Source organism: Niveibacterium microcysteis, from assembly GCF_017161445.1.
GTDB classification, from domain to species: domain Bacteria; phylum Pseudomonadota; class Gammaproteobacteria; order Burkholderiales; family Rhodocyclaceae; genus Niveibacterium; species Niveibacterium microcysteis.
Window position 1 is genome coordinate 1,372,131 of sequence record NZ_CP071060.1, and the last position, 11,920, is coordinate 1,384,050.

Consider the following 11,920-nt stretch of genomic DNA (forward strand, 5'->3'; position numbering starts at 1 on the left):
TCTTGAGTGCCAACAAAGCAGATTCCAGATGGTTTGGCGGCCGATGGCCGGGTTGGTCCGCGGCCCGGGCTGCGCCCCGGCACTGCTCGGGTGGCTGATTCCAACGAAGGCGATTTTGCGGACAGGGGCGGCACTCAGGCCGACCCGTGTCCTGATTTCACCACAAAGTGGCGGTTTTTTCCTTGTGCGATCTGCAGGCGCCGTGTTTTACCGATCTCGCATGCGGGCGGCGGCGCGTCGAGTGGGTTTCAGTTGCTTCGGTCGCCGTAGAGCACCGATTTCAGCTCGTTCTGCTCAAAGCGGAGCACTGTCAGGAAGGTGCCGGGTCCGGCGTCGTAGGTCCAGTCCTCCACTTGGTCGCATACGGTGACGAGTACCGGCTCGGTTTCGACGCCGTCGGCAAGCCGCGTGTAGCTTCGCTTTCGCTTGCACAGGTAGTCCTTGCGGGCGGGTTCGCCGCATTTCTGGATGACGGTCGTCTTCGTGTCGCCTGGGCTGACCAGGTTGTTGCCGCAACGCAAAGCTTCCGCGCCGACCGGAAGGCTCGCGGCGACGAGGACGCTGGCGAGGCAGAGCTGAAGCAGGTGCGGAGCGGGCAAGGTCTGATCCTTCTTGAATGGCTGCGTGGGGGGCTGGCGCGATGCCGGCCCTCGGGCGATGCCGGCAGGTGGCTGAAAACAGTGGTGGCTGACCAGGCAACGCGCATCACGCCGTCCACGATGACGTCGACACGTGGAGTGGCGACGTTACGCAACACATTTCTGTCTGGGGTTCGGCGAACGGCGGCCTGATGAGGCGAGCTTTGATTCGTCGTAGGCAATGGTCGCCAGTCTTGTCGCGCTCCGCTCAAGGGGCCTGACGCTCCGGCCGATATGTGCTTGCCTTGTCGGCGATTCTGATGACAGGGTTGGATGCCCTGTTGTTAAATTGAACGAAAAATACAAATTTGGCGATTTGCGCCTGAACCCGAGCACGCTTTGCCGTGCGAACAGGAGCCTCGATAAATGTCCCTGACCCGCAAGCTGTTGATCGCCGCGATGGCGGCTGCATTTGCTGTGTCCGCCTCTGCGGCGGCGACGAAGAAGCCGAACGTTGATACCAAGCATGCGGCGGCGACGCCGGCGTCGGCGGCGGTCGATCGTGTCGCAACGGCGCATGCGCTGACGCGCTATGGCGACGCCAGTGGCGATCCCCTGGCGCTGATCACTGCGGCAAAGATGCTCAAGGAAGCGGGCCTGCGCGACGCGACGGTCAAGCGCACGGGCGGCAAGCCGGCGGCGGACAAGGGCAAGCCCGATATCTATGCGCCGGACGCGATCCTGGCCCGCGCCAAGGCGTTGGCGGAAGGTCGCCCGGATGTCATCGCGCTGGCGGACGATGTGGCGAAGGCCGGGGCGCGCGGTCGCGACCGCGGGCCTGGCCGCATACATACGGTCGTGGGCGGCGGTGAGGTGGACTCGTTCGACGTGACCTTCAATGGCGAAGAGCCGGCGCGCGTGCTGGTCAGCGGTGACGGTGACTCGGACCTCGACCTCTACGTCTACGACGAGAACGGTAACCTGGTCTGCAAGGACGACGATAACTCCGACGACATGGTCTGCGGCTGGACGCCGCGCTGGACCGGCACGTTCACGATCCGCGTGCGCAACCGCGGCATCGCCAACGAGTATGTGATGATCACCAATTGATCATCAGCACCGCGCCTGGGTGTTGCCGTTCGGCAGCACCGGACGCGGTGGCTGTCAGCACGGGCGCCGGCCGGGGGGTGGTCGGCGCCCGTGTTCCATGAACTCGCCGGAGGTCGCTCGTGGGGCGAATCGCCAAGTCCGCATTCGGTGTCGTACTGGCACTGCTGATTCCCTTGATGCCCGCCCAGGCGCGCGAAATGCGCGCGCTGATCGTGGGCGTGTCCGAGTATCCCTCGCTGGCGAAGAACTACCAGCTCGAAGGGCCGCGCAACGATGTGCAGCGCCTGCGCGACATCCTGCAGCAGCGTGGCTTTGCACCACGCAACATCACCTTGCTGGCGGATGGTGTCGCGGGGGCCAGTGGCTTGCCGACGCGCGCAGCGATCCTTGCGGGGCTCGACAGCCTCGCCACGCAGTCCGCCAAGGGCGACTATGTGTTGCTGTACTTCTCGGGCCACGGCAGCCAGGAGCCTGCGGATCGCAACACGCCCGAAGGGCGCGAAGAACCGGACGGCCTGTTCGAGATCTTCCTGCCGCGCGACATCGGCAAGTGGGATGAGTCGGACGATGGCGGCAAGGTACAGAACGCGCTGGTGGATTTCGAGATCCGCCGCGCGGTCGATCGCATCATCGACAAGGGCGCCTTCGTCTGGGGGGTCTTCGATTCGTGCCATAGCGCAACACTCGTGCGTGGTGCAGACGACAGCGCAGAGATCCGCTATCGGCACATTTCGCCGCAGGCGCTCGGCGTGCCGGGCAAGGCGATGGATCGCGCCGAAGCCGACGCCGTGCACTCGCGTGGCAAGAGCGACGCAGCCGCGCCAGACCCATTCGCGAGTGCGAAAGGGCAGGGCGGCGGCGTGTTCTTCTACGCCGCACAGACCACGGAACTTGCACCCGAGATGCGCCTGCCGCTCGGGCATCCCGATCGCAAACCCTTCGGCCTGTTCGGCTTCACGCTGATGCAGGCGCTCGAATCCGGCGCCGTGATGACATACCGCCAACTCGCGCAGTATGTGCTGAGCCAGTACGGCGGCATGAATCAGACGCGCGTGACGCCGCTGTTTTCCGGCACCCAGCTCGACGCCCCGGTGCTTGGGCAGGACGCGGTACCGATTCAGCAATGGAAGCTGGACCGCACCGCGACGCCCGCGATACCGGCCGGTGCGCTGTCGCGCATTACCGAAGGCTCACTCTTCGCCATCGTCGCGAACCCGCTCGACAAGACGGAGTCCGCGATTGGTTATGCCGAGGCGCACAACGTCGCGCTGTCGTCATCCGCGCTGACGTTTGTCGCACAGAACGGCAAGCCGGTGCTCGATCCGAAGGAGATCCCGGCGGCCGCGCATGCACGCCTGCTGCGGGTGGCAGGCCAGTATCAGTTGCGCGTGGTGGTTGATACCAACGCCTGTGAGGGCAATTGCCCCGCGCTGGCGCCGATTGTCGCCCTGCAGAAGAGCGGTATCGCCGGTGCGCAGATCGAATGGCTCAAGGCGCCGGATGCCGGCGACGTGGCGATCGTGGCGTTCCGCGACCGCGTGATGCTGGTGCCGCCGGCCTTGCAGGGCGTCAGCTGCAAGGCACGCAAGGCCGCGGCCGAGCGTCAGCGTTGCGAGGCCGAATTGCGCAGCGGTTCGCTTACGCTGGCCTGGAAGCCGGAGCAGGGGGGCGACGCGCTGCGTGAAACGCTCGCGACGGCGCTGCACGGTGTCGCCCGTGCAACCAACCTGATGCGTATCGCCAGCCAGCTCACCGAACGCAACGGCGGCGGCAAGCTGGCCGTGTCGATGAAGCAGATTACGCGGGCGGGCAAGGTTCTGCCCCTGAGTGCCGAGCGCAGCCCGGTGCTGCATGCGGGTGACAAGGTGGAAGTGTCCTTGCTCAATGAAGGGCAGATGCCGCTCGATGTGACGGTGCTGTACCTCGACGCCAGCTATGGGGTCAGCGCGCTGTTCCCGTACGGCGGCGCCAGCAACCGACTCGAAGCGAAAGCCAGCTACAGTTTCGAGATCGACATCAATGACGACACGACGGGGCTGGAGCGCCTGGTGACGATCGCCGTGCAGGCGCGCAACCTGGGCGAGCGGGCGGATTTTTCCTTCCTGGCACAGTCGCCGATCGAGCAGTTGGACCGAACGCGCGGCGTCGAGGACGATGACGTTACCGCCTTCCGCGACGCAGGCTTTGCCGACTACACCACGCGGGGTGTCGGTGCACCGAAAACGCCGGGTGATCGCACCTCGATGCAGGTCTTCAACTGGACGATTCAGAAGTGAGTGCGCGGGCTGGCACATCAAAGGGTGGCGATGGACACCGCTGAACGCAACGCGCGGGACCGTGCCTGGCTGAGCGCCATTGCCGCGGGCGGGCGCGATGGCGAGCGCGCCGTCGCCGCGCTGTTCCGCGAGTACCGGCGCCCGCTTTTGGCCTTTCTGATCCGCCACGGCGCGCAGCAGGATCTGGCAGAGGATCTGCTTCAGGAGACGTTCGTGCGTGTGGTGCGTCATGCCGAGGGTTTCCGTGGCGAGGCTGCGGTCTCAAGCTGGATCTACCAGATCGCGCGTAACCTCGCGACCGATGCGTCGCGCGCACCGCGCCGCGAAGAACACCTGGACGATGCCGGCTGGCAACGCGTGGCCGACGAGACCGCATGCAGCACGGAAGGCGATGCGAAGGCCGCGTTGGACGATTGTGTGAACAGCGGCTTCGCCGCCTTCGGCCGCGCGCATCCGGAGCGGGCCGAGGCGCTGCGCCGCGCGGCGCTGGATGGCTGGAGCGTGCGCGATGTCGCGAACTTTCTCGAACGCACCGAGGCGGCAACGCGCGAGTACCTCTCGCAATGCCGCAAGCGCCTGCGCGAATTCCTTGAGCCGTGTCGAGCACTGATCGTGGAGGAGGACTGATGGCCCAGCCCCCAGACGATCTCGACCGCTGGCTCGCCGAGCTGGCTGGGCGTGAAGCAGCGCGTGGCGAGCGAAGCGAGTCGCAGGCCCTGCGGCGCGCCATTCTCAACGAGGCAAGGCTCGATGCGGCGCCGCCCGCTGCGGATGACGAGCACGCCACCGAGCAACTCTTGTTCCGTCTGCGCCGCGAAGGCCTTCTCAAACGTCGTCGCCTGCCGGCCTGGGGGCTAGCGCTTGCCGCCACGCTGGCAGCTGCCGCCGTCTCCCTTGCGGTGCTGCGCCAAGCCACCCCGCCAGCGACCGAGGTGGTGGCCTACGCCGAGCCTCCGATCTGGCGCGGTGCCTACGCGCAGTTCGAAGTCAAAACGCCCAAGCCGCGCGCGAGCGCCGAAAAGCTTGTCGCCGCACTGCGGGCTGAAGGCATACAGGCTGATATCTATGCAGCGGCGCAGGTCTACACCGTGGATACTGAACTTGCCGATCCGGTTAAGCCGGCGCTGGCAGCGCATTTCAAGGCGATCGGTCTGGCCGTGAAACCCGGCCGTGTTCGCGTCGAGTTCAAACCCTGAGTGGTCTGCGTGCGCGGCGCCACCGGCGAACTCAGATCTGGAGATCTTCCGATGAAACGAATCCTGCCCTGCCTGCTCCTCCTCGCGTGGCATGTGCTTGCCTGTGCCGATGTGTTGCCGCCGCAGGCGGCCGATGCGGCGGAACGGTTTCGCAACAACCCCGGCGCCTTCGACCGCACGGACCAGTGGTGCGAGGGCAAGCGCGTGGATGGCGCCTGTCAGGTTGACGGCAACGCGTTCGAAGGCGGCGGGCCGGGTATCTGCGAGCGCGACCTGAATCGCCGCGATTACCAGATCGACCTGCACTGTGTCGTGAAGCCTGCACCACGCATTGAGCGAGCGATCCCCGACGGCCCCTGGCAGGCAGACGCCGACGTGTGTGCGCTGGCAGCACGCTCGGACTCGGTCGCGCAGACCGTACGCTCGCAAGGCTGGGCCTGCACCGAACCGCCGGTGCTGAGCGATCGCTTCTGCAAGGGCGTGGAGGCGGGGCAACGCTGTGTAGCCGAAGTGTCGCTTGGCGACCGTGTTCAGCGGTTCGACGGCGTGTGCCGTCGTCAGCTCGATACCAAGGGCACCTACTTTCAGGGCCGTCGCACACTGACTCGCCCGGTCGTGAGCTGCGAGCCGGAGCATCCGGCCCCCGCGGCAACCTTGAAGCCAGTAAGCGCCTGGCGCAAATTGTTCCAGTAAGCGCGGTTCGCACAGTGCCGGCACAGCTTGCGGCCTTGGGCATCACGCTGCTGATCGAGGCGCCGATCGTCCTCGCGGCCTCGGCGCGTGCGCCGCGCGGGCCGGGTTGGCGCGTTGCTGCGGCGCTGCTGCCAAGCTGTGTGACACACCCGCTCGCCTGGCGCGTGATCGGTAACTTTGGCGCGCACGACTACCTTGTCGGGTGGTGGCTGGTCGAAGTGCTGGTCACCTTGGCGGAAGCCCTGATGCTTTGGGGCCTTACGAGTTTGCCGCTGCGCATCGCGGCGGCGGTGTCGGTAGCGGCCAATGCGGCGTCGGCTGTGCTGGGGGCAGCGCTGCTGTGAGAACGTCCATCCATCAACTTTGGATGCCGTTGGCAGCTGTCTCCGGCCTGCTCGCGGTGTGGCAACCGGCCACGCTCTATCTGGCCGCTCTGGCGGTGTTCGGCCTGCCGCATGTGCTGTGGGAGATGGCCTGGGTCTGGCGCCTCTGGCGCGATCGGGTACCGCGGTTCGTGTGGTGCGGTTTGCTGGCGGCGCTGCTGCTGCAAGCGGCATCACGCCTTGCGCTGTGGTTGGGGCGGATTGATGCGCCAACGGCGGCCGCTTGCGATGCGGCAACGCTGGCGCTCGCGCTGCTGGCAACGCTGGGCGTGGCGCGCCGGCTGCCGGCCGGGCATCGCGTGGTGTTCGTGGTCGCGGCGCTCAGCCTGCCGGTGGCGCTGGTGGCGGTGGCCGATACGCCGCAGGTGTTCGGCGTGCTGGCGGTGTTGGCGATTGCGCATAACTTCACCCCGGTCGGTCTTGCGCCGCCGTCGGCATGTATCGGTGCCTGGCCCGCGCGCGGCGTGCTACTCGCATTGTTCAGCGCGCCAATCCTGCTCTTTGTCGTGCTGGCGTTCGCCGGCGCGCCATCGGCAAGCGGGGCGACGCGGCCGGCAGAGTTCGGCTGGATTCAGCAGCACGCGCCGCAATGGGTCGATGCGCTGCTGCCGGCGCTGGTGTGGGCGCAGTGCCTTCACTACCTTTCCGTGATCCATCTGATGCCTCGCGCGATCGGCAGCACCTGGCGCGGCATGCCGCTGCGCCCGCTCGCGTTGGCCGCGAGCATCCTCTTGCTGGCCTACTTCATCGTCGATTACCCGGCCGCGCGCGGCCTCTACGCCGTCGCAGCCGGCATGCATGCGTGGCTGGAATGGCCACTGATCCTGCTTGCGGTCGCTGGGCTTGCGTCGCGCGAGCCTGATGATCGTGCGCTGGCGGCGTCCTAGTGTGGGTTGCAGCCCTTTCGGCTGGAGGCGAGGTGTCAGATGCGTGTAATGGTTCAGCGCAGCGTGAGGTTTGCGAGCCTGACGGCGATGATCGTGGCGGGGCAGTGCGCGGCGGAAGCGTCCGCCGCCGCGCCGGAAAACACGGCAGACAAGGCGCACGTGCGTTCGGCGCACCGCAGGCAAGCCCTGGTACTGCACTTGCCGAACAAGCCCTTGGGCCTGCGCGTGCTGCGGCTGGATTCGTTACAGTCACTGTCGGGGCTCGGCGCCGCGCTGGCGCCGCTGAAGGGTCTGGAACTGGGGCATTGCCGGCTGACGAACGCTGCGGGGCAGGGCGCGGCAGCGTCGCCCGCGGTGGGCGGCGAAAGCAATTGAATCGGGTGGCGTGGATGAACATCGTTCGATTGAGGCAGAGCCTGCGGCTGTTAAGCCTTGCGGCCGGCTTTGGTGTGGTGGCTGCGCATGCGGCCGATAACCCGGATGTTGAAACGCGCAAGGCGCAGACCGAACGTGAAGCGCGCAAGGCGCAGACCGAACGTGCAGCGCGCGAAGCGGCGTTGCGTACCGAAGCGCGCAAGCTCCAGGCCGAAAGCGAACTGCGCGCAGCGGTGTCGCGTGCAGAAGCGGCGAAGAGCAGCGGTAAGCCGGATAGTGCGCGCCGCGCCGCCGAGATCGCCGCGAAGCAGAAAGCTGAAGCAGCCGCGCAAGCCAACGTCGCCCATCCGGATGAAACGCCGCGTGAACTCACACTTACCCTCGACACGCCTTTCGCGGCGGATGCCAACCAGCTGAACGACGACGCGCGGCAAGCGCTGATGCAGGTGGCGAAGCTTGCTCAAAGCCGCCGGCTCGTCGGGCCGATCCGGATCGAAGGGCATGCCAACGAGCCCGGCACTGACGAGTATCGGCTCGCCGTGGCTGGGCACCGCGCCGATCTGGTGCGCGACTTTCTGGTTGCAGGGGTGGCGACCGAGCAGATCGAAACGATCGCATCGCCGGTGCGTACCTGGACACCGCCCGCGGCTTGCGACGCGGAAGCGAGCGCGACGCCAGCGGATGCGCAGTGCGACAACCCCGGCTCATCAGTGGTCACGGTGATCCACCTGCTGGAATTCGGCACCCGATGAAGCGCGGCGCCGGAAAGCGCTTTTCGCCTCGTGCACCCTGGCGGCAGGTGGCCGCGGTGTTCGGTGTGCTGAGTGCGCTGGCCTGCGGCACGGCATCGGGCGCCAAGCTCGAATGCACGAAAGAGGCAGCCAGCGCGGCGGCCGGCCGTAGCGGTGTGCTCGCGCTTTACGACAAGGGTTGTTACGACGAGGCGTTGCAGCGCGCGACGACCTTGCTTGACGGTGCTGCCGATCGCGACGCCCGAACGCAGGCGCTGCTGCTGAACGACGCCGCGGTGGCGAGCGAGAAGCTGGGGCGCTACGCCGAGGCCGATGCCTTCTACCAGCGTGCCGTCGGGCTGTTACAGGCAGGGCCAGACGCGGCCCTCGCCGGCACGATCGCCGGCAACCGCGCCGTGCTGCAGTACCGCGTCGGCGAGTACGAGGCGGCGCTGAAGGCCTATGGCGACGCGATCCGTATCCTTGAAACCGCGCCGGGCGCCGACCAGTCCGCACTGAGCGCGGCGCTCAGCGGGCTGGGCCTGGTCGAGCAGACACTGGGCCGGCACGACGATGCCGCGCTGCATCTGAAGCGCGCCCTGGCGATCGACGAGAAGCTGCACGGCCCCACGCATGCGGATGTGGCGACCGACCTGTCGAACCTCGGTGACCTCTATCGGGTGCTGGGCGATTTTGATCGTGCGCTGCCGACCTATCAGCGCGCCTACGAGATCCGCAGCAAGGTATTGCCGCCCGACCACGCCGATACCGCCAACAGCCTCAGCAAGCTGGCCTACGCCTACGAGAACCTGGGCCAGAACGCGCTCGCGCTGAAGCACTACCGTGATGCGCTGGCGATGCGCGAGCGGGTGTTGCCCGCCGGCCACCCGTTCATCGCCAGTGCACAGAGCAGCATTGGCGACATCCTGCGCCGCACCGGCCAGCTTGAAGCGGCGAAGCCCTGGTATGTGCAGGCGCTGGCGATCCGCCGTGCCGCCTTGCCGGCTGGCCATGCCGACATCGCCGACACCTTGCACAACCTTGGCTGGCTGTTGCAGTTGCAGGGTGATGGCAAGGGCGTCGAACAGCACTACCGCGAAGCCCTCGCAATTCGCGAGCAGGCGCTTGGCGCGGGCCATGCCCGCACGGCGGACACGATGGCGCGGCTCGCGAGCGTGCTTGCCGCACGGGGTGAAGTGGCCGAAGCGCTGTCGCTGGCCCAGCGCGCGTTCGCCATCGCGCGCGCCGCTGGCGTGCCGCAGGTGGAATTCCAAACCGGCGTGCTGCTTGCCGCGCGCTACCACGCGGCGGGCCGCCCCGAGCAGGCGGTGTTCATCGGCAAGCAGGCGATCAACGCGATGCAGCGCATCCGTGGCCAGTCGCGCACGCTGGACCCCGCGCTACAGCGCAGCCTGATGCAGGAGCATGGCGGCGCCTATCGCGAACTGGCGGGCTGGTTGGTTGACCTCGGGCGCCTTGCCGAAGCCGAGCAGGTGCTCACGATGCTCAAGGAGGTCGAGCTCGCCGATCTGGTGCAGCGCTCGGATGTGCAGCGCACCCAGGCGGATTTCGTTGGCGCGGAGAGAGCGGCGGCGCAACAGGGCGATGCCCTCGTGGCGAGTGGCGTGTCCGAGGCCACCGAGCTGGCGGCCCTGCAACGGCGCCAGCGCGCCGGTGAGAAACTGGGCGACACGGAGCTGGTTCGACTGCAGGCCTTGAAGCTGCGGCAAGTGCAGTGGCAGGTCGAATTCGAGCAGTGGGTCAATGGGCTCAAACTCGCACCGGCGGCGGCTGAGCGCGCCGAGATCCTGCACCGCGGCAGCGATCTGCAGACCTTGGTGCGGCGCGATCCGGGTGCGGTGGGGTTGTCGTACATCGTGGGCGAGCAGCGGCTGGCGATCGTGCTGGCCACCGGGCGCGGCAGTTTCGGGCGCGAGGTGGCGATCAGCCGGGTCGAGCTCAATCGGCGTATCGCCGCACTGCGGCAAGCCATTGAAGCGCGTGCCGATGTGCTGCCGGCCGCGCAGGCGCTGCATCAGGTATTGATCGCCCCGGTGGCGGCCGAACTGGCGCAGGCCAAGGCGACCACGCTGGTGCTGGCGCTCACCGAATCGCTGCGCTACCTGCCGTTTGCCGCCCTGCACGACGGCAAGCAGTTCCTGATTGAACGCTTCGGTCTGGTGCACTGGCTGCAGGCCGGCGGCGTGCCAGCGAGCGGGCCGGTTACCGACTGGCAGGTGGCAGGGCTCGGCGCCGCACGTGGCGCGGCCGGCTTCAAGCCCCTGCCGGCGGTACCAAGCGAGTTGGCGCGCATCGTTCGTGATGCCAAGAATCCAGATGGCACCCTGCCGGGTCAGATCAAGCTCGATGCCGAGTTCGACCGCGACGGCCTGGAAGATGCGCTGTCCGGCCGCTACAACGTGGTGCACATCGCCAGCCACTTCGCCTTCCGCCCGGGGGATTCGAACAACTCGGTGCTGTTGCTGGGCGACGGGCAGACGATCAGCCTGCGCGAACTCGCGGCGATGGATTACCTGAGCCTGCAACTGCTCACACTATCTGCCTGCAACACCGCAAGCGGTGGCGGCACCAACGAGAATGGCGCCGAGGTCGAGGGCCTTGCCGCGGCGGTGCGCCGGCAGGGCGCGCGCAGCGTGCTCGCGAGCCTGTGGCCTGTGGCTGATGCAAGCACCGCCGCGCTGATGCAGCAGTTCTACGCTGGCCATGCCGGGGGCCGTGCTGCCGCACTTCGCAGCGCGCAACTGAGCCTGCTGCGCGGCGGCGCGAAAGCGTCGGCGGATGACACCGCGCGCGGCGCCACCGTCGCGGGGGGCCGCGTCGACCAAGGCCGCGCCGGGCGACGCTGCGCGTCCATGGGCACATCCGTACTTCTGGGCACCTTTCGTATTGAGTGGAGACTGGCTGTGAGCTCACGACCAAGCGGCGCAGCCTTGCTGCGCGCGGTAGCGCTGTGCGCAATGCTGATGGTGCCCACGCGTGCGCTGGCGGCATACGACGCCGCCAGTTGGCGAGCGCCCGATGCGGTGCTGAGCGAATCGGCCGCCGATTCGGCGGGGTGGCAGACGCTCGATTGCCACGGTGCTGGCTGCGAGGCGCTGCTCGCGGCGATCCGCAAGCGCCTGCCGCCCGACATGCAACGCGACAACGCGGGCAGATGGGCGGTGCGTGCCGAGGCTTGGCATACCGAACAGCTCAGCCACTTCGGCCCGTTCCGCGCCGATGAGCCGGTTGGGGGCGAGCCGCCAACGCCGGGTACGCCGTGGCTCGACGCCCGCTACAGCGCGGTCGATTGCGACTGGCGTGGCGCAGACGGCGCCCACCGTATCAGCATCGCCGCCGGGGGCGTTGCGCACTACACCGGCCCCGACGCGCGCGAGCGCCGGCTCAGCTTACGGCGAGTGAGTGGCTGCCAACGCTGCCGTGCGCACTATCTGCGCCTCGCCTGGAGCGACCCGAGCGACGCGGAGCGGGGTGCCTTGTTTGTCAGCTGGTCCGACCTCGAGTTCATCCGCGGTGGCGAGGGGCACATGGGGGGCTTCGCCGGCTGGTCTGGCCAGAACAACACGCTGATGGAATGTGTGCTGCGGCCGGCGCAGCCCTGACCGCTTCAGCGCGTATCCGGCGTGCGGATGTCGCGAAGTCGCCGCCGGGCCTTGTGCGCGAGGTGCCG

11 protein-coding genes are annotated in these 11,920 nt (G+C 67.6%); 10 read left to right on the plus strand and 1 reads right to left on the minus strand.

The window, feature by feature from the left end:
• Window positions 1-248: 248 nt before the first annotated feature.
• Complete coding sequence (locus tag JY500_RS06380; RefSeq protein ID WP_206255570.1) at window positions 249-599, minus strand: DUF2845 domain-containing protein; 351 nt, start codon at window positions 597-599, stop codon at window positions 249-251.
• Window positions 600-1,004: 405 nt separating this feature from the next.
• Here JY500_RS06380 and JY500_RS06385 point away from each other — a divergent pair, with 405 nt between their 5' ends.
• The 10 genes from JY500_RS06385 (at window position 1,005) to JY500_RS06430 (ending at window position 11,852) form a co-directional block, all read left to right on the plus strand.
• Window positions 1,005-1,688 (plus strand): PPC domain-containing protein, encoded by a 684-nt coding sequence (locus tag JY500_RS06385; RefSeq protein ID WP_172203996.1) that lies wholly within the window; start codon window positions 1,005-1,007, stop codon window positions 1,686-1,688.
• Between the two features lie 119 nt (window positions 1,689-1,807).
• A complete protein-coding gene (locus JY500_RS06390) occupies window positions 1,808-3,964 on the plus strand; it encodes a caspase family protein (protein ID WP_206255572.1) in 2,157 nt (718 codons plus the stop codon).
• Between the two features lie 30 nt (window positions 3,965-3,994).
• Entirely contained in the window at window positions 3,995-4,591 is a 597-nt protein-coding gene (locus JY500_RS06395) for an RNA polymerase sigma factor (RefSeq protein ID WP_206255574.1), read from the plus strand.
• Complete coding sequence (locus tag JY500_RS06400) at window positions 4,591-5,160, plus strand: hypothetical protein (RefSeq protein ID WP_206255575.1); 570 nt, start codon at window positions 4,591-4,593, stop codon at window positions 5,158-5,160. The genes JY500_RS06395 and JY500_RS06400 overlap by 1 nt, the downstream gene beginning before the upstream one ends.
• Before the next feature lie 51 nt (window positions 5,161-5,211).
• Window positions 5,212-5,853: a hypothetical protein gene (locus JY500_RS06405; protein WP_206255576.1), complete on the plus strand. Its 642-nt coding sequence runs from the start codon at window positions 5,212-5,214 to the stop codon at window positions 5,851-5,853.
• Between the two features lie 14 nt (window positions 5,854-5,867).
• A complete protein-coding gene (locus JY500_RS06410; protein ID WP_206255577.1) occupies window positions 5,868-6,197 on the plus strand; it encodes a hypothetical protein in 330 nt (109 codons plus the stop codon).
• A gap of 23 nt (window positions 6,198-6,220) precedes the next feature.
• Window positions 6,221-7,123: a hypothetical protein gene (locus tag JY500_RS06415; RefSeq protein ID WP_206255579.1), complete on the plus strand. Its 903-nt coding sequence runs from the start codon at window positions 6,221-6,223 to the stop codon at window positions 7,121-7,123.
• A 48-nt stretch (window positions 7,124-7,171) separates the two neighbouring features.
• On the plus strand, window positions 7,172-7,498 hold the full coding sequence (locus JY500_RS06420) for a hypothetical protein (RefSeq protein ID WP_206255581.1): 327 nt from the start codon (window positions 7,172-7,174) through the stop codon (window positions 7,496-7,498).
• A 14-nt stretch (window positions 7,499-7,512) separates the two neighbouring features.
• A complete protein-coding gene (locus JY500_RS06425; RefSeq protein WP_206255582.1) occupies window positions 7,513-8,250 on the plus strand; it encodes an OmpA family protein in 738 nt (245 codons plus the stop codon).
• A complete protein-coding gene (locus JY500_RS06430; RefSeq protein ID WP_206255584.1) occupies window positions 8,247-11,852 on the plus strand; it encodes a CHAT domain-containing tetratricopeptide repeat protein in 3,606 nt (1,201 codons plus the stop codon). The genes JY500_RS06425 and JY500_RS06430 overlap by 4 nt, the downstream gene beginning before the upstream one ends.
• Window positions 11,853-11,920: the final 68 nt, after the last annotated feature.